At 35.5% G+C, this 20,987-nt stretch carries 27 protein-coding genes; 2 read left to right on the plus strand and 25 right to left on the minus strand.

The window, feature by feature from the left end:
- Positions 1-290 precede the first annotated feature (290 nt).
- The 18 genes from J2S19_RS06540 to J2S19_RS06625 form a co-directional block, all read right to left on the minus strand.
- The gene (locus tag J2S19_RS06540) at positions 291-998 is read right to left on the minus strand and encodes a DNA alkylation repair protein (protein ID WP_307338993.1); all 708 of its coding nucleotides are present in this window, start codon (positions 996-998) and stop codon (positions 291-293) included.
- A gap of 208 nt (positions 999-1,206) precedes the next feature.
- On the minus strand, positions 1,207-1,410 hold the full coding sequence (locus J2S19_RS06545) for a hypothetical protein (protein ID WP_307338996.1): 204 nt from the start codon (positions 1,408-1,410) through the stop codon (positions 1,207-1,209).
- A gap of 510 nt (positions 1,411-1,920) precedes the next feature.
- Positions 1,921-2,334 (minus strand): serine hydrolase domain-containing protein, encoded by a 414-nt coding sequence (locus tag J2S19_RS06550; protein ID WP_307338999.1) that lies wholly within the window; start codon positions 2,332-2,334, stop codon positions 1,921-1,923.
- A gap of 92 nt (positions 2,335-2,426) precedes the next feature.
- On the minus strand, positions 2,427-2,960 hold the full coding sequence (locus J2S19_RS06555) for a serine hydrolase (RefSeq protein WP_307339002.1): 534 nt from the start codon (positions 2,958-2,960) through the stop codon (positions 2,427-2,429).
- Positions 2,961-2,968: 8 nt separating this feature from the next.
- Positions 2,969-3,460: a serine hydrolase gene (locus J2S19_RS06560; RefSeq protein WP_307339005.1), complete on the minus strand. Its 492-nt coding sequence runs from the start codon at positions 3,458-3,460 to the stop codon at positions 2,969-2,971.
- A 503-nt stretch (positions 3,461-3,963) separates the two neighbouring features.
- Positions 3,964-4,464 carry a DinB family protein gene (locus J2S19_RS06565; protein WP_307339008.1) on the minus strand — a complete coding sequence of 167 codons (501 nt, stop codon included), beginning with the start codon at positions 4,462-4,464 and terminating at the stop codon, positions 3,964-3,966.
- A gap of 701 nt (positions 4,465-5,165) precedes the next feature.
- Entirely contained in the window at positions 5,166-6,461 is a 1,296-nt protein-coding gene (locus J2S19_RS06570) for an MFS transporter (RefSeq protein WP_370875078.1), read from the minus strand.
- 107 nt (positions 6,462-6,568) lie between these two features.
- The gene (locus J2S19_RS06575) at positions 6,569-7,957 is read right to left on the minus strand and encodes an aminotransferase-like domain-containing protein (protein WP_307339013.1); all 1,389 of its coding nucleotides are present in this window, start codon (positions 7,955-7,957) and stop codon (positions 6,569-6,571) included.
- 249 nt (positions 7,958-8,206) lie between these two features.
- Positions 8,207-8,665 (minus strand): DMP19 family protein, encoded by a 459-nt coding sequence (locus J2S19_RS06580; protein WP_307339016.1) that lies wholly within the window; start codon positions 8,663-8,665, stop codon positions 8,207-8,209.
- A 37-nt stretch (positions 8,666-8,702) separates the two neighbouring features.
- Positions 8,703-9,293, minus strand: coding sequence for a hypothetical protein (locus J2S19_RS06585; protein WP_307339019.1), 591 nt, complete (start codon positions 9,291-9,293; stop codon positions 8,703-8,705).
- Positions 9,294-9,623: 330 nt separating this feature from the next.
- Positions 9,624-10,202, minus strand: a complete 579-nt coding sequence (locus J2S19_RS06590; protein WP_307339022.1) for a GNAT family N-acetyltransferase — start codon at positions 10,200-10,202, stop codon at positions 9,624-9,626.
- Complete coding sequence (locus J2S19_RS06595; protein WP_307339024.1) at positions 10,195-10,755, minus strand: histidine phosphatase family protein; 561 nt, start codon at positions 10,753-10,755, stop codon at positions 10,195-10,197. Before J2S19_RS06595 ends, J2S19_RS06590 begins: the two co-directional genes overlap by 8 nt.
- Before the next feature lie 27 nt (positions 10,756-10,782).
- Positions 10,783-11,697 carry an aminoglycoside phosphotransferase family protein gene (locus J2S19_RS06600; protein WP_370875084.1) on the minus strand — a complete coding sequence of 305 codons (915 nt, stop codon included), beginning with the start codon at positions 11,695-11,697 and terminating at the stop codon, positions 10,783-10,785.
- A gap of 191 nt (positions 11,698-11,888) precedes the next feature.
- On the minus strand, positions 11,889-12,506 hold the full coding sequence (locus J2S19_RS06605; RefSeq protein WP_307339030.1) for a GNAT family N-acetyltransferase: 618 nt from the start codon (positions 12,504-12,506) through the stop codon (positions 11,889-11,891).
- A gap of 226 nt (positions 12,507-12,732) precedes the next feature.
- Positions 12,733-13,050 carry a hypothetical protein gene (locus J2S19_RS06610; protein ID WP_307339033.1) on the minus strand — a complete coding sequence of 106 codons (318 nt, stop codon included), beginning with the start codon at positions 13,048-13,050 and terminating at the stop codon, positions 12,733-12,735.
- A 328-nt stretch (positions 13,051-13,378) separates the two neighbouring features.
- Positions 13,379-13,693: a DMT family transporter gene (locus tag J2S19_RS06615; RefSeq protein ID WP_307339036.1), complete on the minus strand. Its 315-nt coding sequence runs from the start codon at positions 13,691-13,693 to the stop codon at positions 13,379-13,381.
- The gene (locus J2S19_RS06620) at positions 13,693-14,034 is read right to left on the minus strand and encodes a DMT family transporter (protein WP_307339039.1); all 342 of its coding nucleotides are present in this window, start codon (positions 14,032-14,034) and stop codon (positions 13,693-13,695) included. The genes J2S19_RS06615 and J2S19_RS06620 overlap by 1 nt, the downstream gene beginning before the upstream one ends.
- A complete protein-coding gene (locus J2S19_RS06625; RefSeq protein WP_307339042.1) occupies positions 14,031-14,621 on the minus strand; it encodes a TetR/AcrR family transcriptional regulator in 591 nt (196 codons plus the stop codon). The genes J2S19_RS06620 and J2S19_RS06625 overlap by 4 nt, the downstream gene beginning before the upstream one ends.
- A gap of 204 nt (positions 14,622-14,825) precedes the next feature.
- Here J2S19_RS06625 and J2S19_RS23690 point away from each other — a divergent pair, with 204 nt between their 5' ends.
- Complete coding sequence (locus tag J2S19_RS23690; RefSeq protein ID WP_370875079.1) at positions 14,826-14,945, plus strand: SDR family oxidoreductase; 120 nt, start codon at positions 14,826-14,828, stop codon at positions 14,943-14,945.
- A gap of 78 nt (positions 14,946-15,023) precedes the next feature.
- Here the strand turns inward: J2S19_RS23690 and J2S19_RS06635 are convergent, their stop codons facing one another.
- Positions 15,024-16,223 carry a DUF2812 domain-containing protein gene (locus J2S19_RS06635; RefSeq protein ID WP_307339045.1) on the minus strand — a complete coding sequence of 400 codons (1,200 nt, stop codon included), beginning with the start codon at positions 16,221-16,223 and terminating at the stop codon, positions 15,024-15,026.
- Positions 16,216-16,536 carry a PadR family transcriptional regulator gene (locus J2S19_RS06640; RefSeq protein ID WP_307339048.1) on the minus strand — a complete coding sequence of 107 codons (321 nt, stop codon included), beginning with the start codon at positions 16,534-16,536 and terminating at the stop codon, positions 16,216-16,218. The genes J2S19_RS06635 and J2S19_RS06640 overlap by 8 nt, the downstream gene beginning before the upstream one ends.
- A 229-nt stretch (positions 16,537-16,765) precedes the next feature.
- On the opposite strand from J2S19_RS06640, the gene J2S19_RS06645 reads away from it, so the two are divergent.
- Positions 16,766-17,236 (plus strand): DUF4188 domain-containing protein, encoded by a 471-nt coding sequence (locus tag J2S19_RS06645; RefSeq protein WP_307339051.1) that lies wholly within the window; start codon positions 16,766-16,768, stop codon positions 17,234-17,236.
- Between the two features lie 66 nt (positions 17,237-17,302).
- On the opposite strand, the gene J2S19_RS06650 is transcribed toward J2S19_RS06645, so the two are convergent.
- From J2S19_RS06650 to J2S19_RS06670, 5 genes are all read right to left on the minus strand, one after another.
- Positions 17,303-17,476: a hypothetical protein gene (locus J2S19_RS06650; RefSeq protein ID WP_307339054.1), complete on the minus strand. Its 174-nt coding sequence runs from the start codon at positions 17,474-17,476 to the stop codon at positions 17,303-17,305.
- Positions 17,477-17,692: 216 nt separating this feature from the next.
- The gene (locus J2S19_RS06655; RefSeq protein WP_307339057.1) at positions 17,693-18,049 is read right to left on the minus strand and encodes a VOC family protein; all 357 of its coding nucleotides are present in this window, start codon (positions 18,047-18,049) and stop codon (positions 17,693-17,695) included.
- A 173-nt stretch (positions 18,050-18,222) separates the two neighbouring features.
- Positions 18,223-18,831 (minus strand): NDxxF motif lipoprotein, encoded by a 609-nt coding sequence (locus J2S19_RS06660; protein ID WP_307339060.1) that lies wholly within the window; start codon positions 18,829-18,831, stop codon positions 18,223-18,225.
- 15 nt (positions 18,832-18,846) lie between these two features.
- Complete coding sequence (locus J2S19_RS06665) at positions 18,847-19,593, minus strand: SDR family oxidoreductase (protein ID WP_307339063.1); 747 nt, start codon at positions 19,591-19,593, stop codon at positions 18,847-18,849.
- Positions 19,594-20,763: 1,170 nt separating this feature from the next.
- Complete coding sequence (locus J2S19_RS06670; RefSeq protein WP_307339066.1) at positions 20,764-20,985, minus strand: helix-turn-helix domain-containing protein; 222 nt, start codon at positions 20,983-20,985, stop codon at positions 20,764-20,766.
- Positions 20,986-20,987 lie beyond the last annotated feature (2 nt).

Genomic DNA, 20,987 nt, shown 5'->3' on the forward strand with positions numbered 1-20,987 from the left:
GACGATTATAAAATCACTTTCCCTGCTTCTTTTAGGTTATTGACCTCATCTTAGAAAATTGCCGCTATTAATTGATTAAGACCTGAAGTCGATTCATCAAATATATATAAATCATATTCTACGGATAAGGCAGATAAGACCAATCTTTTGCACATTACCTTTTGAATATCCTTTAGCTTTCTTTTTAGGGTCAAGTTCAAAAAGCTTAATCAAATTGTCCCGCTTTGACTTATCACCATTTCCATCAAGACTAAAAAAGGCGTCAATCCTTTTGGATCCACACCCCTTACTTAACATCTAACATATTTGCGTTTGAAGCCGATTCTACCTTTATCAATGTCTTTTTGAATTGTTTCATAAGAATTTAAAAAGCTGCTTTTTTTGTTATCCCGTTTCATTTCAACAATTCCTACTTCTTTGGCGGTTTCGACTGCCTTGTCATGTAACGGTACGTAGGAAATTCCAACTGTGGCTAGAAAATTGTTCATTGCTGACTTTGTCCGATTTGGTGCTTCGTGAATCGATGTTTTCACAGTATCGAGCATCGCGGAGATTTTGTCTTCAGAAAATTCATGGTCTTTGCGGTTTCCTAGTAGCCAGCAATAGCAGCTCCACCCCGCTGACATTCTCAGTTCCTCGCCGCTTGCTATCCATTTATCAGCAACGTCTTGTGCGATGTCTGCCTCTGATAATGTTACAGCTACGACATAATCAGATAGCATATAAAAGTATGCGCCATCCATCCAACGGTCATAGTCTGCTTCTGTCATGCCATTTGGATCTGCAATGATTCCGGCAAAATACATCGCATCATAGTTACCTGTTGCATAAAGCTCTTCTGCTAAAGGCTGATTAATCTTTATTTTCTTTGCGATTGATTTCATTGCACCTGTTGCCACGCCAAAAAGCGGCTCTTTTGCACCGTTAGACATATATATTTTTTTCGTTCGTTCCTTGCCTAATCCTTCAAGCTCCTTCATCACTGTTTCGAAGTCCATTCGTACGTACTTCCTTTCTTTATGAATACTGTTATAGTTTATAAAAAAATTCTTGTTCATTGTGTCTATTTTAATATTACTATACTCTTTCCTTCCTTTCTAATTCTACGATCATGTATGTACTGATGATATGGACAAAACAAAAACAGTTCTGTAAAAACGGAACTGTTTTTGTAGTTATACTTTTTATGATAATTTCATCTTATAACTAATTACTAGCAGTGTCATTCTCAAATTTTTTGAAAGCTTTTGTCGTCATCTTTGAGATGAAGTAAATACAAATGAACGAAACAATAGAGACAAAAAGTAAATTAATTGTAGTGATAGGTTTTGGATTCTCCGCAATAAAAAAGACAAAAACAGTGATTAATATTGAGAATACTAATCCTTTTGTAATGTGTTTATTTGGCATGATATGTAAGCTCCTCTCAGTTATCTTCTGAATACATCTATATTTATTTTAACATAATATTCCTAAAAATTCCTTTATTTTGGATTGATTTATTATGATTTATTTTTTACCCTTAATAGAAGAACCTATTATCCAAAACAACCACATTAATTCTTATTATGACTAATTTATTCAATAAAAATTGTCACAAAGATTGCAATTAGTAATGTAAAGATACTTAGAACATAAAGGAACTTTACGGACATATTTAAATATCTTAAAACACGAATGAATAATACCGAAGTTATTAATGATATTGAATAGAGTGAAGTATTTGTCATAAACCAACATCCTATCCAAGCAACAGATAAGGCTATTATAACTTCTGAAATTATTTTTTTCATTGCAAGTAGGTTTTTTTCGTTTTGTTCTGCTGTATTCATCTTTCGTCGCTACCCTTCATTTAAAAGAATTCATTGTTTCTTTTTAATTCTTTTTTTCCATAACATTAGAAAATGTCGACACATTTAATTAGGATATGAGTGAGGAACAGATTTCACCAATAATTCCTTCTGTTTGATGAACACCTAAATCTGCATTTGTCAAGATTACAGCACCTATTTGAGTATCTGGATATGCGACAATCATTGCTTGAAATCCGACACCCCAACCCATCGAAGTTATTTTTAATTCTCCTTTATTTTCTATGAATACACCTAACCCAGACCAGCTTTTGCCTAATTGTGGAGTTATCATTTCTTTTGCTAATCTTTGTGGAACGCCTATTTTACTTTTTCCTTTGATGACATCCATCAGTTCAACCGTTAATTGTGCTAAATTGAGAGATGATGACCATAAACCGGACGCAGATGGATATGGGTAGATAGGGTATTTACCTTCCACAAGTTCGCCATACTTGTTAATGTTCATTAGTTTTATTTTCATAAATCCTCCATGTCATTTATAATGGTAAAGTATAACACGAACACTCGTTTGATTATTCTGCTTTTTGTAAATTATAGTTATTTTGAGTTTGATTATTTGATAGAGAGTGCAAGGCGCATGACAAGTCTTATTGGCAATGAAGGATTTGCCAACTGATTCATATCTCCGACGAAATAAATATCTTTAATCGGGTAATAAAATGCAAAAGAGCCTGTTGTACCTGAATGTCCAAGAAGGTCTCCGTCGCCCATAAATAATGTTGGAAACCCGTTTAATGGGATTCTCATGTAGCCACCACCATATTGGATTGGGAACATGGTTAGTTGTAACTTGTTGTATTTATTTAGGTGTTGGAAAACAGTTTTATTAAATAATTCCCCTCCAAAGAAGGCTTTCATAAACGTCATCAGTTCACGGGTAGTGCTGATGATACCGCCGCTTGCCCGACAGCCTCTGATGAAATTTGGACGAGATATTGTGATTTCATTCATATACATGTTTGGTATATATTCATCTTCATGACAAGGTAAATAGGTATGTTTAAGCTCTAAGGGGTCGAAAATCAATTGCTTATAAACTGATTGTAAAGGCATTTCAGTAATCGTTTCGACTATTTTTCCGAGCAAGTCAAAGTTTATATCTGCATAGTATGCTTTATTTTTTTGTCAGGTGCAAAATGGGTATTTAATTGTTTGGTGAGGGAGAGCATTTCATTTAGATTGATATCCATATCTTCTTTAATGACACGATTTTTTAAATTTTCCTTCGTTTGTTCAAATGCATCTGGCAGTCCACTTGTTTGAAATAGCAGGTGTGCGATTGTTAGTTTATCAGCATATTCTTCACCGTTATATTGATGGAGGCCACTAAGGGTTTTGTTATCGAAGTAGTTTGTTATATTGTTGTTTAATGATAGCTTACCTTGATCGAGCAAAATCAATATGCATGTCGTCGTGAATAATTTTGTGATGCTAGCGATTATGATAGTCGTGTCTATGTCCTTTTCTCCATATCCATAACGATATGATATGTCTCCGGTTGTATTTTCAATAAATAAAACACACTCGTGAATTTGCTTTGATTTTACCGTTTTGTTAAATAGTTTTTCGATTTTCGAGGCTTTCATTATTTTTTCCCCTTCCTGCCTGCTACAACTTTCCATTATATTTGAATTTCCACTAAAAATTCTTGATTGAGGAAGGGATATGATGATTATTTTAACCAGATTATTGATTATATTTTAAAGGGTTTCCTCTTAAATTTCACCCAATTACTTCATATTGAGTTGTAGTAAGTTTTATTTCGTTTCACAATCATAAAGTAATAGAGGTCCTTCTCAAGTTACTGTTACAATTAATACATTTACAGTTTCATGTGCGCACTTTATCGTTTCTTCTTCTTTGACTGATTACCAAAAAGGCCAATTGCAACGGCTACCCCAATACCTACAGCAAACCAAGATGCGAAACTCATCAACTCCACCACCTTTTTTTTATACTATTAATACGGATATAAGCGCGAATGGTTTCAGCTTTCAGTTAATCAGTTGTAAAAATCTTCTGATTCTTTATAGCTAAAAAAAAAGCGATACCCTTCATAAGTATCGCTCGTATATAATATTCATTTTCATTACATAATAGGAGCTTCCATTCCTATCTCTGCCCATTCCTCTTTTGATGGACCGTAAAGACCGGGAACTGACAAACCAGCTTGTCGCATAAGAATCGTCATTTGTCCGCGGTGATGTGTTTGATGTTGGATTAACAAGAGTAAGACATCTCGCTTCGCCATTGTTCTCCCAAACAGATTTAATTGTTCACTAAGGTTTTCTTCTGATAGTTGCTCTTTTATTGCTTGTACTAATGAATGACTGGCTTGTTGGTATGTATTCGAGATGTGTGCAGCGGATGTCGGAACAGGGTAATCATTAGTAGGGCCGTCAATTGATAAATCGATATGTGATGCAATATTGCCGATTGCTGATACAGTGTGCCATGCAATGCGACCTAGTGTCCAATTTTGAGGAGTAACTTCTTGTTGAAGAGATTCATCTGTAAGACGACTTAATACTTTCTGAGTAGCAGCGGCTTCATATGCCCATAAATGAAAAAAGTCTGATAGTTGAAACATACATTTCCTCCTTTTTTGTATACTCCTCAAATATATTCTGCAACCTCCAAATATTTCCTGCTTGGCGAAAAAAATATTATTCTTGAGCAACACTTGTACAAAAATAATTCATTTGTGGTAAGTCAAGTGTTTTGTTCATTTCTTTCCCAAAATGCAATACCGCTGTCGTCTGCTATGACAAAAAAGCTTCCACCAAAAGAAAATCGATAGCAATATAGAAACCCTCGATAAACACGAACACAGTTGTTATTGGCTCCTTCAACAAAGCAATCTTCAAACGCTGGTTGATAGATAATATCTTTACAGGGATATAAGTGATACTTTTTGTAAGCTATCCCCGAGGTTTGTGCGTGAAGCGCGGGGACGGTTCGAAGCCACTGAAAAAGTATACTGATTTCAGATAAGTATCTACTCTTAAACAATTTATTGTACATTTAATGTGCTTATCCTACGTATAGTTTGGTTGGAGCGGAAGTGCGAGACTCCTGCGGGATGCGTGGGAGAGCTGAGACCCCGCAGGCGTTTGCGCTGAGGAGGCTCAGCACCCACCCCGCGGAAAGTGAGTACTGCAGCGGAAATCAAACTGAACGTCAACTTTGTACGATAAATTCTATTTTTCTTTTAACAAGACTTTTTCAGTGGTCTCGGACGGTTCTTTTGCTTCAGAGGCAATGGAAGCAAAAGAACCGTCCCTCTGCTTCCTATTTCTGTTTCACAGACCAGATAACGACGGGTATTAGCAGTAGTGATAAGATACCGCCAATGAATGATAGAGTTGGGTAGCTTGAGCCTGCTACGATCATTCCTGATAATGCTCCACCTGCAGCTCCTGATAAGGCGATGAATACGTCGACGGTTCCTTGGATTTTTGCCCGTGTCGATGGACTCGTTGCATCTACAATAAGTGCGGTTCCACTTATTAAGCCAAAGTTCCAGCCTAAGCCTAGTAAAATAAGAGCGATAACTAATAGTAAGAGTGAGTCTCCTGGTGCGATTGCGGATACTAAGCCAGCAAGGAGCAGGATAGCTCCAGAAGCCATCGCTATTGCTGTTTGTCCGAATTTATCGACTAACACACCCGTAACAAGCGACGGAAGATACATTGCGGCAATATGAAAGCCGATGACAAGGCCGACCTCCCCTAAACCATGACCGTGATGTCTCATATGAACAGGAGTCATCGTCATAATGGCGACCATGACAATTTGTGTTAAAACCATTATTGTTGCACCAACGATTATACCGCTTTTGTTTTCTAGTTGTTCTTGATTAGGTGAATGTTCCGCTATTAACTTTTGCTGATTGTCGGCTTCAATAGCATTTGCGATTAATAATGGATCTGGTCGCAGCATGAAAAACAGGACAAGCCCAGCTAATATGTAAGCGGCTGCTGATAATATGAATGGACCTGTTAATGCAGGGACACCAATTGACCGGGCAAAGTCTCCCATTACATTCACTAAGTTAGGACCTGCTACAGCACCAAATGTTGTAAATACCATTGTCATACTAACTGCTGTTGCTCGCTGTTTTTTGTTTGCTAAATCTGTACCTGCGTAGCGCGCTTGTAAATTTGTCGCTGTGCCTGCACCATAAATTAGTAAGGAAGCAAATAAAAGAATGATACTGTTTAGTATTGCTGCCAAAATGACTCCTATTGCACCCAGTCCTCCAATAATAAAACCGGATGTTAACCCGATGCGGCGCCCAAAGCGTTGCGATAGTCTTCCAACTAATAATGCAGCTCCGGCTGACCCTAACGTAAATAAAGCTGTTGGCAAACCAGCATAGGCATCTGTACCGAGCAATTGCTGGGCGAGAAGCGCACCAACGGTAACACCTGCTGCAAGACCTGCACCACCAAAAACTTGTGAAAGACTGACGATGAATAGTGTTCGCTTGTATAATGCGTTTCGTTTTGCTGGAGAATTGATGTAGCTTTGTAATAAGTCTGATTCAGACTCTAATTTACTTACATGTTGTATTTCGGCCATCATTTGCCTACCTTTCTAATCTATTAATCTTTGACTATTCTAAATAGATTTGGTTTATCTTACCATGCGTAAAAAAACCATACAATAAAGTAATTGTATGGCAGACAATATTAGGTGTGTTCGGTTAGTAATTTTGTTAATATAGACAATCCTCGTTCAAGCTCTTTTTCCGATTTTGGTGCACAGACTGAGATTCTTACTGCACGTGCTGGACAGTTATTTCCTACGACAAACCGTTCTGCTGCATATACTTGAACCCCATGTTTTGCTGCTAATGTTTCAAATTGTGAACCTGATATGTTCTCTGGTAAGAGTAGCCACCTGAAGATGCCTGTATCATCACCTAGACACGTATAATCCTCTAAATAGCGATTGACCATTTCATTTCTACGTATGGTTTGTACTTGATGACTCTCAATTAGGATTTCAAATTGATTTGAAACAATTGTACGTGCTGCTAATTCTGCAAGTAATGGTGAAACGGTAATATTTAAATTATATAAAGCTTTTGAAATCGGGTCCTTATATTGATTCGGTACGGCCATATACGCTAGTCGTAGTCCAGGTGCTAACGACTTTGATAAACTTGCTATATAGATGACATGTTCTGGTGCAAACGAAGCGATTGCTGGAAGTGGCTCCTTACTAAGAAGATGGTAGGTTGCATCTTCAATTACAAACTGATTATACTTCTGTGCAATTGTAGCAATCATTTTGCGATTTTCAAGTGACATATACGTAGCTGTTGGATTGTGATAATCTGGAATTAAGTAAATGCCTTTAATATTTTCATTTTTACAAGCATACTCAAGTGCATTAGGACACATTACAAAATGTTCATTTTTTATTGGTACTAATTGAACACTTAACATCGCTGCAGCAGTTTTTAAACCAGGATATGTATGTGTATCAACGCCTATTCGATCTCCAGGTTTACAAAGGCTTGCAAGTATTGCACTTATCGCATTTTGTGCCCCATTTGCAAATAATATGCTATCTACTGTCGGTACGAGCCCACCTCTTCGAATGAGCTTAACAGCCGCATCCTTTTGCCACATACTTTCACCTGATCGACCATAACCTAACCAGTTCTCATAATTTGCTTCTTGAAGCATACTTTTTAATTGAGTGAGCAGTGGTTTGAAGGAAGAATAATCAGGCAATGTTGCCCCCATTTCAATCAAGTGCTTTGGTTCTGTATCCTCAAGTAAATACGCATTCGATAATGCATCATACGCAACAAATGTGCCACTCCCAACTGTTGCACTTAGCAATCCCTTTAACTCACAAACTTTAAAAGCTTTGGAAATTGTACTGACATTTAGGTCTAAAAAATCGGCTAGTTCACGCTGTGGTGGGAGTTTTGTACCGGGCAATAAAACACCGTTTATTATATCTTGTTCTAATTGATGTGCAAGTGCTTTGTATATTGGCTTTTTTTGATTATCAATTAATGGTTTCCAACTCATCGGGTAGTTTTCAAAAGAATTTATTGGCATACGATGCACCCTTCTTGAGACTTCTATTTAACTATTAAACGTTACTCGTGTTACACTATTATCTCTTTTTTAGTCATTACATTTATAATAGTCATTTGGTTCGATTTTTAATGCTCTTGTTTAGGAGAACTGTGATGTAGTTAAACTTATTATCTTAATAATCGTGACTTTCATTTTCTAGCTTGACTCTAAGGTTTCGGAATCACAATCACCTAGTAATTTTGAGAAATAGAATTAATAAAGCCTACTCTAGTTTGCTTCTTTTACAATAAATTCTGACTCGTTCTCTTCTAAGTATTTCTCTAAATAGTCATTGATTGTTGGTTCGATATCATAATAAGTGTAATCAAGTTCTGTAAATTTTTCATTAGCTGCTTCGTCAAGATAATCTTCAATCGTTTCAATGTTGGAGATATTTTTTTCTTTCAGAATATTTAATGCGCTAGAAAATAGTTCAGATTGTTCTTTTGCTCCAAGCTTTTTGAGTGCTTGGGCAGTTTCGGTAGCGAATGTTGTCCCTCTATTTATGAAATATTGCATATGTCCACCGTTTTGTAGCTCTGAATCATAGATAAAACAAAGGTGTGCAACCCTTTGAATTTCTGTTAAGTCACAATATTCTTCAATTGCCAATATATCGATAAATTGATTCCATTTTTCATATGGGTTCTCTTTTAGCATTTTGCTCGTAACCTTACGTTTAATCATCGTTTTTCTCCTATCTTTTTTCGCTAGTATATCAATTCTAATCCTCCCAATAAAAAATTGCGTCCAGGACTAAATATTGCCTTGGATCACGATAAATTGTTGGGATTTCTGTTTGGAATGGCAAAGGTTGTTTTATATCTTCTGCTCCTAATAGTTGATAATCAAATTCGTCTAACGTTTGCTTCAATAGGTTAGCAAAACCTTGAAAGTTATTATTTATGATAAGACGATTTGGCCCATCAAGAATTGTACCGAAAGCGCCGCCCAATTCTTCATTCGTTGCTTTGCGGATTTTTTTATATCTTACGTCTTCACCCATTATGGCGACTGGGGTAAGTCGAGATATATCTATAATAATCCCGTTTGTCTCAATCTCTTGAATGCCGTATTTCTCACTAACGATTACAACGTCTTCTTTACGGTAACAAAAAAATTCAATGAACGAAGCATAGCCACTGCCGAAATGATTCCACACCGCTTCACATACGACATTAGGAATTCGGCTTATTCGATAAAAGAGCCGTCTGATATGTGCCTCGATTTCTTGTTCGTTGTTTGAATTATAGGGATAGTTATTTCCGATGATTTGACCTTTAATCATGGCTTTTAATTGGTCATTTGTAAACATGTAGAAACACCTTTCTAAGTTTGTATTTCGATAAGATAAATGGATTGATTTTCATAACATTCAATAGTTTTAATGACTTTAATTATTGATTTATCATCGTTTCCATAGTTTAGTTGTTTCATATAAGTAAGATATCCTAACTACAACAATTAAATATGCTTGTTATAACAATGTGAACGAACCGTTTTGAAGTTAAAATGAAAACCTCCTAATCTAGATCAATATAGATAGTTGTAAACTTGGATGTTTCCTCTGGAGGAATCGTGTGGTTGGTTTTCACTTCTTCTCACTTGATCCCTTAAGGTTTTAACGAAATTCAGATTAAGTCTTTTAGTTATTTGTTAATAGATTAACTAAATTTCTTTCGACTAATGGCCAATCACGTTCAATTACACTATAGAATACAGAATTACGATACGTTCCATCATTACGAATCATATGATTTCTTAATACCCCTTCTTTTACTCCACCGATTTTTTCAATTGCTTTTTGTGACCTTATATTTCTTTCATCAGTTTTCAATTGTACCCGAATGCATTTTAATGTTTCAAAGCAATGTTTTAGTAGTAAGTATTTACATTCTGTATTTATATTTGCACCCCATACAGAAGGTGTGTACCAGGTCCACCCTATTTCCAGACTTTTATTTTTGGTCGATACATCGAGGAATCGTGTAGTGCCTATTATTTTATTGTTCTCACGAAGTATAACAACAAATGGATATTCGGTTTTAGTTTCTTTGTTTGTTAAAGCTTCTTCTACAAATGCCTCCATATCAAGTGATGTATTAATAGCTTTTGGTAAGTGACTCCAAATAGAAGGTTCTTTACTAATTTCATATAGACCTTCGATATGATTTTTTTTCATTGGTACGATGCGAATCTTCTTTCCGACTAATTCATCAAACATTGTATTCCTCTTTCCACATACGCTCGATATGATAGTTTTCATTAGGATAAGTTAATAAATAGACGTCTGGATTGGACATTTTTCGCCATTGGTCAAATCCGAAATGGTTATCGAATTGATTAATCAGGAGAGACAATATATTACCGTGGGTTACAATGATGACCGTATCGGTGTTATCGTTTAGTAGAACATCATCCACAGTTTGCCTAATCCGCGCTGCAGCTTCTCTGCTTGACTCTCCACCGGGTAACTTTAAATCAAAATCATCGTATGTTACTTTTAATTTTTCAAGCCAATCGGGTAAATCTTCAGAGCTTAGTCTTCTTTCCGATAGTCGCTTATCGATTTCAATTTCTAACTCTATTTTCTTGCTTAATCGTTCAATCGTTTGAACGGCTCTAACAAATGGACTAGATATGATTCTCTGAATATTCATTTTAGAAAAGAATTCACAGAGCTTTTCAGACTGACTCTTACCGTTTATGGTTAATGGAGATTGACTTGATTGTCCTTCAGCTTCACAGTGTCTGAGAAGGTAGATTCTTTTTTCCACTGTAATCACGCCCATTTAATTGATTTATCATTTCATTGTGTGTTGATACCACTTAGGTTTTACACTGTTGAAATAATCATGGTCTTCTAAATAGATAGATAGTTTATCTAGCATCTCATCGAGTTTGTCAGGTATCGCTTTTAATGTCCAAACAACAGTTGAAAAAACACACATTGCAAGATACAGAGAATAAAGCGTCCAAAAGTGTTCATCAGGTTCGCTCTCATGAAAGTATCCTTTAATTTGGCCAATCGAAAAAGGTATGCTTACATTTCTGCTAAAGATGCCAATTTTCAAGAACTCATGGATCGGGTCTCCCCAATCATATCGATTAAAGTCGATCACTCCAGCAAACTTTTTGTCTTTCACTATGATGTTACCAGGATGAAAATCATCATGCTGAAATAAATTTGGCCGATGTCTCATCAGTTCGATATTGTCATCAATAAAGTTCATAATTTTATGATCATTCTTAACTTTTATCCCACATGTACGATAAGCATTTAGATAATTTTTATGCTTTTCGACTTTTCTTGTGTACCACGATGAGATGTGAGTAGGCGCAGGAAGTTGGTGCATTTTTCTTAGTTCTTTTCCTGCGTCGATTCCAATATTATATTGTTCTTGAGTAGAGTAAGTTGGGATTTCTTCTTCAGCATCCTGACCCTCTATGTATGAGGTAACGATGTAGCCTCCGCTGTCAATTTCACCAAATGCAAGTGGTTGTGAGCAACGTATGTTATAGTCCTGCATATTTTGTAAAATAGCGTATTCAGTTCTTTTAAATTCTATCTCTTTTAAATGAAAAGTCCGAAGTAGTACTTTGCGACTATCTTGCATATGTAGTAAATATTTTTCGTCATTGGAAAAGCCTTTATTAATTTTGATTACTTCTTGACAGTTACCGCCTATGATAGGAATCTCATTTAGGTGATTGAAAATCAAAGAGCACCTCCTAAGTAATGTGTTTTAGTTGTTCAATTATTTAAATTCTTTAAGTTTTTGAATACTATATATCTCATATATTCACAACTGAATTTCTATCAATCTATAGTAGCATAGAATCCATTTTTTGTTATTCATATTTTTAAATCAAAAATCGAGTAACGTTATGCGCTACTCGATGATTTGTTTTAGTTTTTAATTGTTATTTGCTTATCTGGGACGTTCAATTCCATGTAAATTCTATATTTAAAACCTTTCATTCTTGAAAAGCTTTCTTTTGTGCGCTTGAACTCTGTAAAGCCTAATTTTTTATATAGTCGAAGTGCGACAGCATTTGTATCGACTACCTCTAAATAATATCGCTGGAAAGCTTCATTTTCTAAGACGTAACGCATTAGTTCTATTGATACACCCTTGCCTCTTGATTTTATTGCGGTAGCGACACATTCAATATAACAAGTGTCATCTCCACAATCCAACTTTTTATTAAATTCATCTTCCATAAAATGATATGCGAAACTCCCCTTTATGTATCCAAATGAGTTTCTAAGTATCGTTTTATCGATTGTAATCGCTCGTTTTTTATTAGTGGAACATGCTAAAATGCCAACAATTTCATCTTCTATTGTTGCAACAAAAAAAACGTCTCGACATATTTGTTTCCTAAATGCATCGATTAATTTTTCTCGGTCGTTTGAGAGAAAGGCTAAGTCTTTCTCATACCCCTCAACAAAAACAGCCGCCACCTCACGGGATATATCTTTGTCAAAACGGTTCATTGGCTTAATACTGATTTTATTTCGCATTCAACTCCACCTCTTTGTAGTTACTAATCTATTATAGGCTTCGTTTTTTCTTATTGTTCTCCTCGAAAATACTATCTAATATCCAATACGGGAATGCAAATATACCCCCAAAAACAACAGGAAAGCAAAATCATCTAGGTCTATATTGTCGTTAGAACTTGAGACACTTAGTTTGAGACCAAGTGTCTTTATGTTCTAAGCAACATTCAAAATTTTTTATACTCATTTATCGTACAGATCTTTCGCGGAAAGAAATTATTGTAAGTGCATTTAACATAATCGTAACGATAAGTAGGACTGATGATGCTAAAGCTACAGCACCAATTGTATCCATAAGTGCACTCCAATCCTCAATCATGACAAGATGATAATTGTAAAAGATTTGAAAGCATATTGAGGTAGCACAAGCAATCATGCTTACGAAGGACAGAAGCATCCATTTTTTCTGTGATTGTTTTTTATTTCTCATCATATTCACTACAGGTAATAGCCAAGCAATTAATCCGAGCAAAAGACTACCAAGATTAAGCCATCCATAATCCATAATAAATCCCCCTGTTTGACCCGATGTAGAGTAGGAAACATATCGTCAAATCTCTATTTTCAAAAAATTCAATATATATTTATATCTCTACTATAATAACATTAATTGGATTGAAATGGAAAAACATTTATCAATAGTTTAAAATTGATTAGACTAACATCAAATACTGGATATGTGTTCTCACCAGTACGTTACGAAAGGTGATTCTCATAAGGGTCTATTCCCCCCATCGTTAATGATATAAATGATATTTCCGATCATTAGAAAGTTGGCCATTAAAAAACAGCGTTAATCCTTAGTGGACTAACGCTAGGCTTTCATTCATATATTAAGAAATTAGTTTTAATCCAATTGCTGCACTTAATACCATTGCCATAAACACAATGCGCAACCAATGTTTTGATTCCCCGTAAAACAGAATACCTACTAACCCAGAACCAACTGTACCAATTCCTGTCCAAATGGCATAGGCAGTTCCCATCGGTAATGTTTGCATCGCTAAGCTTAAAAATCCGAAACTACTGCTAAGTCCGAGGATAAGCACAAGAATGGTGAAGAGATTTCGTTTGCGAAGGATTAAATTCATCCCTGTAACGCCAATGACTTCACATATACCTGCTATAACTAAATAAATCCAACCCATTATGATGCCCCTCCTTCTTCCTTAGGGCTTCCTGTTACTAATTTTAAACCGACAACCCCTGTAATCAGGATAAGAATTAACACGATTTTTATCGGTTTAAAAGGCTCTCCAAAAACGAGCATTTCTAATATAACGGTTCCTGTCGTACCAAGGCCAGTAAATACTGCATATGCCGTACCTACTGGTAAAGTAGATGTGGCTTTAATTAAAAGAACAAAAGAAATAATTATTGCAATAATGGTTCCTGTCCACGTTAAAACATCATCGGAATGTTTAAGTCCCGTTACCCATAACACTTCAAAAATAGCTCCAATTATGACTGCACTCCATGCACGATTCATCGTAATTCTCCTTTATTCATGCTGATACCTTGCCAATACACATTCCAAGATTCAGTTTTTCTTTTCGTTAATCGCTCTGGAATACCGTAGAGAAGCTCTACGAATAATCCATCCAACATTGTTAAATATGCCAATGATGCTGTTTCAGGGCTGATATCTGAATTTAAGACAGTCGAATGATATTGAAAGAGAGAAAGAATAATCAATTCCAATTCATTCACAAATTTTTCACTTCCAAGCTTCACATTCTTTTCTAGACGAAACGGTGGAAAAAACGATGTTTTAAGAAAGAATCTTGTATTAGCGTTTTTTTCATAGCGATTAAGGTATTCATTTAAAAACATATTTAAAATGTCATGTAAAGATAAAGACTTATTTCTTTCTAGATAACTTTTAACGAAACTAAGTTCGTGTTCAACAGATTCAGTGAAAATTTGTAGAAATAGTTCTTCCTTGCTTTTAAAGTGTGTGTAAATTGATTGTTTCTTTATTCCTACTTCGTTCGCAATTAACGCTAAAGATGCTGCATCATATCCATGTGAAGTGAAAAGTGTTTGCGCTTTTTGCTTTATTTTATCTGATGTCATAATCATGATCCTCCCGAACGGTCGTAAGGTAATCTTAACAGAAGGATTTCATGTAATCAATCATTAATTTGATGTGGAATGGGTTTGTCTGATTATGAGTATCCGCTGAAACAGGATGACCCCTGAGTTAAACGAACATCGGTACCTCTATGACAAATGTTTCTGAATTTGGCTTTTCGGCGCCAACAGACAGGTCAAGGTACGATGCCACGTGTTGATAAACCGGATGAAGTAGCTCAGCTTGCTGTTTTCTTAGGGTCTGATGAATCTTGTTTTATTAATGGACAAGTTACTGCAGCTGATGCTGGCTGGACTGCATATTAAATACGGATTTTAACCCAACCATGAAATTAATATCAGGGTTGGGTCTGGTTTATGAAAATCACTTATTTAATTAGGCTATCAATCTTCTATTTTCACTGATATTTTCTCAACTACGTTATCAACGATAGCGTCAATTTCAGCATAGCCATAGTATTGAACGTACATGACTCTATTCCCTTTTGAAGCAAAAATTTGCTTCATATCAACTTCTTCTTGAACTATCAATTGGTCTAAGTCTGGATGAGTTTTTTCGATTAATGGTTCGTGATTGAAATGATGATATTTCTTTGTTAAATCTTCTATAAGTTTATCTGATAAACTTGGAATGCTGAGCTGATACACTTGTGTTTGAATCGATGGTGTATAGTCACCGCTTTTGTCATGCCACTGTTTATCAGAAATGAGTCCTTGTTCATATGTATCATATTGAATAGGTGCTAATGGACTCCAATAATAGGAATAGCTGTTTTCCCAATCGATGTTGTCATGACTATATGATGACTTATCTTGAATCAGATTTGAATCGTCTTCTATATCGGCTAATCTAACAATTGGTAACGCATTGTTTGTTTCTGGTAGATTGTTCGTTTCCATTTTATAAAGTTGTGCGAACGGAATGGCTGCACTCAATCCTACTAGCGCAATGAATCCAAATGCTATTAGATTACGAATTTTGTAGTATTTTTTCCATGGTGCACGATGATTTATCGGTTTTCCTTCAAGTAGATTTTGTCGCAAAACACGTATAGAACTTGATGCTTGAATTGAGTTATAAGCTAAATATACGCAAAAAATGGCTAAAATTGTTTGTTGGACGATGTCCCATTTTACTAGAAGTAATATAGGTGTTTTAAAAAGAAACCAAGTTGAAAGTAACAAACCGACTAAAATGATTGTTGACACAGCCACGGTTACAGCGTTTTTCACTAGTTTCCTGTCAAAATCTTGTAATGTATAAGATTGCTCAGCTGGGTCAGTGTGAAGCTCTGGTGCATCAAGTTCTTCGGGTGATGAAAAAACATGAAAATTATTAAAGCTAGTGACATAATGCCAACCATTTTCGGCGTAAAGTTGAATTTGGTCTTGGCTCATTTTTTTATTAATCGAGACGTCTATTCTATATCTCATTTTTTTAGGTTCTGCTTTTGCAAACTTCGCAAAATGAATCCCCATCTTTTTTAAATGTAACCCATTTGCAGCCATGTCTGAAAACCAGCTTTCATGCTCACCTATGCGCCAATAATCCCTTGGGCGGAGTTTTAAGACCGTCCTAGTCAAGCTTCTCACCCTCCTTTAATATGCTACTATCTGCGATAACCGTTTTTAATCGCGTATACTCTTTTTGCAAAGCTTCCTCACCCTTTGTCGTTATGCGATATGTCTTCCTTCTGCCGTCGTCTTCTGCTAATGAAATGAGTCCGTCCTTCTGCATCCGTGACAGGACACCGTACAATGTTCCTGGACCCATTTTCACCCTGCCGTTTGATACTTCTGTAATTGCTTGCATTAACTGGTATCCATGATTAGGGCGCATTAACGCGAGTAGCACATAGTACATTGCTTCAGTCATCGGTCCACCGTTGTATGCCATTTGCTCTTCTCCTCATTAATTATTAAAACTCTCACTATTATGTTATGCGATATATCATATAGCATAATAATACATTATATTATGTTCATTTGTAAATATATAGTAAAAAATCGGTTGTAAAAGAAAATGTTTTACCTTTTTATGGTATCATTAAATCTGGATTTCTTCATAACTTTTGAAGTGCGTATATCATTATTCAATATCCCACTTTAGAAAGGAAGTTGATGAAATGAGCAGGAAAATTTATAAGGGAAGGTATGTCGTCAAATCTGATGAGAGTTTTGTCATATTTATCATCGGGATGAGGATAAACAAATTTTTTTCTTTTACAAAATGGATACCTGTTTTTCGGGCAATGGGGCCGATGTTAAGGGAATTATATCAACATCCTGAATTAGGTTTCTACCACACTGAATATTTAATAAATTGGCGAGGCGTAACGCTTATCCAATATTGGAGAAGCTTTGAAGAGTTGGAAGCATATGCTCGTGGAAAAACTCATGCTACTGCTTGGAGAAATTTCAATCGTACAATCAAAGATGACGGTAGTGTAGGAATCTTTCACGAGACATATAAAGTGCAAAAGAATGCTACAGAAGCTATTTACAATAATATGCCTAAGTTTGGCCTTGCTAATGTTTTTACGCATACGGGAGTGTCACCAACCACAGATACAGCAAGAGACAGGATAGAGAAATGAAAGATACCCTATTAGAAGTTTAGTATGTAAGAATAGCTGTAATACTATTTAGTTAATTATATTTATTTAAATTTGGATATTTTGAAAAAATGAAATGGTTATTATTAAAGTTGATATGGAACCCGCACACATTAAAGTGAATAATTTCCGTCTATTCAACTCTTTTGATGATTTTACAAGTCCTTTAGATACTGCAATCCAAATGACAATAGAAACAATAGCAATAACACCCGTTGACATGTTTGACATCCCCTAAATTATTTTTACATGTGAATTTATATGACTTAATAGCAGTTATGTATCTTATAAGCATATATACGTTTAGAAAAAAGAAAGGTTTCACTATTATATTTTAAAATGAATAAGATAGTTATAATTATATTTCAATCAGATGTAATACAACATTATTTCATAGAAAATGCCACCTAATTAGTGGCATACTGGATGATATTTATTTCATCTATTTTTTTGTTGTACTAATCCGAAGCTAACTCCTACAGGGTCTACCAAATATGCGAGATAAAAGTCATTAAATTCCATTTTTTCACGGACAATCATTGCACCATTGGCTTTTGCTTTTAAGATTGCTTCATCAATCGAATCAACTTCAATTTGAATACGAGTTCCGTGTGGGAAATCGTGGGGACCTTTACTAATGCCACCATCGATACCAGGATCTGTTTGTTCTCCCGTTGTGACAGCCCAATAATCCCATTTCGGTTCTGCGATTTTCCAATTAAAGACGTTTTCATAAAAGGCTGCTGCTTTTTCTGGTTCTTGGCTGCTAAATTCAAAACCGATAACCCTTGCCATTATCATTCCTTCTTTCGATAATGATTTTTTAATTAGTAAAAGCATAGTTACATAGAAAAGTTGATACCCACTTTTGCAATGAGCATATCTAGTACAGGTAATACGTGGTGAACAAATTTTATACAATTGGACTGTACTAAGATTTGAAAATGTTTTCCGTACAGTCCAGGAGGTTATTGGTCCCGTCCAAATGCTTTCGTATCTATTTTTTTCTTATCAAGGAAATCCTCTATTTTCTTTTGTTCTCTTCCGTTCACGCCAACACTTTTTTTATAAAGTGAACCTAAGTCTATTTCCGGTAAATCTCCGTTATTTGCATCATCTGTCATTTTGTTAAGTAGTTCATCTATTTCATAGAGGAACTCGTTTACGCCTGTAATGTAGTGGCTTATTCTTTCTGTCTCTTCTTGATAGCCTTCAGGTAATGTATTATTCAGGATATAGGCTGAGAAGTTTTCGTCATTCTCTTTTGTTAGCTTGTTAATTTTGTTTAATTTCTCTACTTCCTCTTTCGATAGTTCCTTTTCTTCATCAATAAGTTCTTGGAATGGAGAACTAGCAATATATAATTCTTCATAGCTGTCAAGGTATGTTTTAATGCTTGCTTTTATTTCTTCCTCGTTAATGATGCTATTTTGTTTTTCAGAGGTAAAAATCACATCCGGAATCTTTACGTCCTCTGTTGAAAGGATATCATCTGTAGGTTCAATGTCAGTATCTTCGGCTTGAGAACATGCACTAAAGAATAAAAGGATGATTAAGCTAAAAAATATCTTTTTCATATTTCCCCCTTAATTTTATCCACGGATAAATCCGCCTTCAGAATGGAGAATTTGTCCTGTTATCCAATTAGCTTCTTCACTAGCAAGAAACGCTATTAGCCTGGCGACGTCATCTGGAACACCGATTCGGCCCATTGGAAATTTTGGGAGAAGGTGTTTTCTTATGTTGTCGTCCATCCAGGTTGAATCTGTTGGACCTGGGTTTACTGCATTGACGGTAATTCCGAGTGGTGCTAATTCTTGTGATAATGAACGAGTGAATGCTGATATTGCCCCCTTCGTTGCGGCATATGCTAACTCACCAGGCATCGGTCCTACATCCTGTCCCGACGTCATATTAATGATTCGTCCAGAGCATAAATCCGATTTTTCAAAGCGACGCGCGAATTCCACACATAATAAAAAGCATGACCTCATATTCACTGAGTAATGCTCATCTAGCATTTTTGCGTCTAACATGGTATAGCTGTCTAGTTTTGAATGTGCGGCATTATTGATGAGAATGGATGGTATACCTAGACTGCGGTTTACTTCGTCAAGGATGGTTAATGCAGCATCAGCATTTGAAAGATCTATATTTATGTGCTCACAGGCGACTCCCATTTCGAGAATCTCTTGTTGGAATTCCTTTATCCAACTATCGTTAGCCTTCCAGTGTGTAAAAAAGATATTGATACCTTGTGAAGCAAGCTTGCGGCATATGGCTGTGCCGATATCTCGAGGATTACTAGCTCCTGTTACGACTGCTATTTTATTGTTCATAATTAATGTTCCCCCTACTAAGCGTACTACGTGATGGAAGCTTTAGAGATGGATTTATTTATCTACGAAATGATAATACAGACCCTAAATTGTGTCAGCATCGTTATCTAGAATTTTAAGATTCCATACCATGTATCCCTTTAATAGCAGCAATTAGATATTAATAGATATGTACCTTCGCAATACCTTATCTTTTTATTATGTAATCATTATATAGTTTGCTACATAAATTCATAATAACCATTCCGCTTTAGAACAAGTCCTGGCTTCTTAACTTGTATAAAGTTCAAAATCTCTTCTTGGAGAATAATTTCTAACTTATCAAAAATTCTTAACTAATCTTCTAGTTAAATAGATCACTCATTTTTAGATATACTAGATTTCATTTAGGGTTTCCTCTCTTTCATGGAATGTCTACTTTTCCGAGGATACCCTACTTATTTAGTTCCATGGAATAACTCCAAATATTGGAGTTTTATACACATAATATTTTACATCATCCGGAGACTTTCTCATTTTCGTCTTCATACCTTTTATGAAGAACATTTCTGCTCAGGATTTTCCTCGTTTTCGTCTTCATACCTTTTATGAAGAACATTTCTGTTCAGAATCTTTCTCGTTTTCGTCTTCATACCTTTTATGAAGAACATTTCTGCTCAGGATTTTTTTCGTTTTCGTCTTCATACCTTTTATGAAGAACATTTCTGCTCAGAATCTTTCTCGTTTTCGTCTTCATACCTTTTATGAAGAACATTTCTGCTCAGGATTTTCCTCGTTTTCGTCTTCATACCTTTTATGAAGAACATTTCTGCTCAGAATTTTCCTCGTTTTCGTCTTCATACCTTTTATGAAGAACATTTCTGCTCAGAATCTTTCTCGTTTTCGTCTTCATACCTTTTATGAAGAACATTTCTGTTCAGAATTTTCCTCGTTTTCGTCTTCATACCTTTTATGAAGAACATTTCTGTTCAGAATCTTTCTCGTTTTCGTCTTCATACCTTTTATGAAGAACATTTCTGCTCAGAATTTTTTTCGTTTTCGTCTTCATACCTTTTGTGAAGAAGTCCATTTCGGTTCGGGGATTTTCCCTTTTTAGTCTTTATACCTTTTATGGAGGTTAAATATAAGTATTTATAAAGAAAGATTTCTTTTGTTTAGCTCTTTAATATATCAAGCTTCGATATCTTCATCATTTCGATATTCTAGTATATCTCCAGGCTGACAATCCAAAGCCTTACAAATTGCCTCTAATGTTGAGAACCGTATCGCCTTTGCTTTACCATTTTTTAAGATTGAAAGGTTCGCCATTGTTATTCCAACTCGTTCAGAAAGTTCAGTTACACTCATTTTCCTTTTTGCTAGCATGACATCGATGTTTATGATAATCGCCATTG

Origin of the sequence: Metabacillus malikii, from assembly GCF_030813355.1 — a bacterium.
Classification (GTDB): domain Bacteria; phylum Bacillota; class Bacilli; order Bacillales; family Bacillaceae; genus Metabacillus; species Metabacillus malikii.

What these genes read in the sequence shown, in the direction of transcription:
- J2S19_RS06540 (WP_307338993.1), bottom strand. Translation starts at nt 998, where the DNA reads ATGGACTTCGAAACAGTGATGAAGGAGCTTGAAGGATTAGGCAAGGAA.
- J2S19_RS06545 (WP_307338996.1), bottom strand. Translation starts at nt 1,410, where the DNA reads ATGCCAAATAAACACATTACAAAAGGATTAGTATTCTCAATATTAATC.
- J2S19_RS06550 (WP_307338999.1), bottom strand. Translation starts at nt 2,334, where the DNA reads ATGAAAATAAAACTAATGAACATTAACAAGTATGGCGAACTTGTGGAA.
- J2S19_RS06560 (WP_307339005.1), bottom strand. Translation starts at nt 3,460, where the DNA reads ATGAAAGCCTCGAAAATCGAAAAACTATTTAACAAAACGGTAAAATCA.
- J2S19_RS06565 (WP_307339008.1), bottom strand. Translation starts at nt 4,464, where the DNA reads ATGTTTCAACTATCAGACTTTTTTCATTTATGGGCATATGAAGCCGCT.
- J2S19_RS06570 (WP_370875078.1), bottom strand. Translation starts at nt 6,461, where the DNA reads ATGATGGCCGAAATACAACATGTAAGTAAATTAGAGTCTGAATCAGAC.
- J2S19_RS06575 (WP_307339013.1), bottom strand. Translation starts at nt 7,957, where the DNA reads ATGCCAATAAATTCTTTTGAAAACTACCCGATGAGTTGGAAACCATTA.
- J2S19_RS06580 (WP_307339016.1), bottom strand. Translation starts at nt 8,665, where the DNA reads ATGATTAAACGTAAGGTTACGAGCAAAATGCTAAAAGAGAACCCATAT.
- J2S19_RS06585 (WP_307339019.1), bottom strand. Translation starts at nt 9,293, where the DNA reads ATGTTTACAAATGACCAATTAAAAGCCATGATTAAAGGTCAAATCATC.
- J2S19_RS06590 (WP_307339022.1), bottom strand. Translation starts at nt 10,202, where the DNA reads ATGTTTGATGAATTAGTCGGAAAGAAGATTCGCATCGTACCAATGAAA.
- J2S19_RS06605 (WP_307339030.1), bottom strand. Translation starts at nt 12,506, where the DNA reads ATGCGAAATAAAATCAGTATTAAGCCAATGAACCGTTTTGACAAAGAT.
- J2S19_RS06610 (WP_307339033.1), bottom strand. Translation starts at nt 13,050, where the DNA reads ATGGATTATGGATGGCTTAATCTTGGTAGTCTTTTGCTCGGATTAATT.
- J2S19_RS06615 (WP_307339036.1), bottom strand. Translation starts at nt 13,693, where the DNA reads ATGGGTTGGATTTATTTAGTTATAGCAGGTATATGTGAAGTCATTGGC.
- J2S19_RS06620 (WP_307339039.1), bottom strand. Translation starts at nt 14,034, where the DNA reads ATGAATCGTGCATGGAGTGCAGTCATAATTGGAGCTATTTTTGAAGTG.
- J2S19_RS06625 (WP_307339042.1), bottom strand. Translation starts at nt 14,621, where the DNA reads ATGACATCAGATAAAATAAAGCAAAAAGCGCAAACACTTTTCACTTCA.
- J2S19_RS23690 (WP_370875079.1), top strand. Translation starts at nt 14,826, where the DNA reads ATGCCACGTGTTGATAAACCGGATGAAGTAGCTCAGCTTGCTGTTTTC.
- J2S19_RS06640 (WP_307339048.1), bottom strand. Translation starts at nt 16,536, where the DNA reads ATGGCATACAACGGTGGACCGATGACTGAAGCAATGTACTATGTGCTA.
- J2S19_RS06645 (WP_307339051.1), top strand. Translation starts at nt 16,766, where the DNA reads ATGAGCAGGAAAATTTATAAGGGAAGGTATGTCGTCAAATCTGATGAG.
- J2S19_RS06650 (WP_307339054.1), bottom strand. Translation starts at nt 17,476, where the DNA reads ATGTCAACGGGTGTTATTGCTATTGTTTCTATTGTCATTTGGATTGCA.
- J2S19_RS06655 (WP_307339057.1), bottom strand. Translation starts at nt 18,049, where the DNA reads ATGGCAAGGGTTATCGGTTTTGAATTTAGCAGCCAAGAACCAGAAAAA.
- J2S19_RS06660 (WP_307339060.1), bottom strand. Translation starts at nt 18,831, where the DNA reads ATGAAAAAGATATTTTTTAGCTTAATCATCCTTTTATTCTTTAGTGCA.
- J2S19_RS06665 (WP_307339063.1), bottom strand. Translation starts at nt 19,593, where the DNA reads ATGAACAATAAAATAGCAGTCGTAACAGGAGCTAGTAATCCTCGAGAT.
- J2S19_RS06670 (WP_307339066.1), bottom strand. Translation starts at nt 20,985, where the DNA reads ATGGCGATTATCATAAACATCGATGTCATGCTAGCAAAAAGGAAAATG.